Below are 1,459 nucleotides of genomic sequence, written 5' to 3'. Positions count from 1 at the left end.
AGGATAAGGTTTTGCAGTCATGATAGTTGCGTGGTTACGGTGAAGTAGCGCCACAAAAAATTGTATGGAGTCTGGTGCATATAATTTTAAAGGAGATATACCGTCGAGGCCTACAACATCCCCGTCGCGTTGCAGCAGCGCTGATTGGCTCGCTACGATCTTTGTGGAATCGTTTTTATCGCGTAATTCAACGAAAATCCAGTCCACGATGGCATTCCGACCGGTGGTGGTTAATACCGATGAATTTATTGTATTGGCTGCTACCGTCGGATTCAAATAACCGTAAGGTGATGTCAAAGGTATTAAGTTCTTTACCCGCAGATCATCACGCATCAGGGAATCGATTATTGTATTAGTCGGTGGGTTTAGGTACCCTACCCCAAATAAAGCTCCTTGGAGGTACGCCTTGGGAAATAGTAGAACCGGCTCCTGAATACGCACAACAACCAAGGCGGTATCACAGGCGAGGGGATTAGCTTTATCACAAATCCTGTAAATCAAACTATCAATACCAGACACCTCCTCATTAGCTTGGTACGTTAGGCTGCCGTTGGCGTTAATAGTTCCCACCCCTTTGGTACCATTAGTGACCAGGGATACGGTAACCATGGAAGTATCAATCGGCGAAACATTAGTAAGGCTGTCATTGTTCAGGATAGGGAAAGTAACGCTACTGTCAGCTATCAATACACCCAGATTATCATAGCTCGCTATAATCACAACTCCTGGCACCGGGGTATTCGTCGATTTGTTATTTCCCGGCGTGGGATCATTTTCATTCCCCGTTACGGTGGCTGTATTGGCATAAGACCCAGTCGCGTTCACCGTGGCTGTTATTTGCAACGCGGTACTTGCGGCGTTGGCCATATTGCCGATCGTCCACACGCCCGTTCCGCTCACATAAGCTCCTGCACCATTATCCGATACGTAAGTGTAGCCCGAAGGTAGTAAGTCGTTCACCAATACACCAGTGGCCGCACTAGGACCGTTGTTCGTTACCGTTAAAGTAAAGATGATATTACTGCCGACGTTCGGCGTACTGTTGTTGACCGTCTTAACAATCGCCAGATCCGTTTCCGCTGCCGGCGTGTCTGTATCCGTGGCGGAGTTATTTCCTGGTACAGGATCGGTTGTACCGGTCGGTGGTGTAATTGTGGCCGTATTCACCAGGTTGCCCGTCGCCGAGGCCGAAGCCGTGCCCGTGATCGTGAAGGTGATCGAGTCGGCAGCCGCCGTACCCAGGTTCACCGTGGCTGATAGGGTATTCCCACTGCCCGAGCCGCCCGCCGTTATCGCCGTGCTTCCCGAGGTAGCCGAGGTCCAGGTCACACCCGTCAAGGTAGCCGGGGGAATTCTTCCTTAAATTTTTTCAAGCTCATAGGTTTTTCAATTTCCAGAGGTTTTGAGGCGGTCGGCGATCGCCGTGAGAAACTGATTGCTCAATTCCGGTAACTGAGCT

General features: G+C 50.0%; 1 protein-coding gene. It reads right to left on the bottom strand.

Going from position 1 to position 1,459, the window contains the following annotated elements; all coding sequences use genetic code 11:
* Positions 1–1,329 (bottom strand): Ig-like domain-containing protein (locus ACLD7X_RS16735; protein ID WP_425625410.1); only part of this gene is annotated, 1,329 nt, incomplete at its 3' end.
* Positions 1,330–1,459 lie beyond the last annotated feature (130 nt).

Source organism: Aphanothece microscopica RSMan92, assembly GCF_046613545.2.
GTDB lineage: Bacteria > Cyanobacteriota > Cyanobacteriia > PCC-6307 > Cyanobiaceae > NIES-981.
Note: the sequence above shows the minus strand (reverse complement) of the source record. Positions and strands in the feature narration are given on the sequence as shown.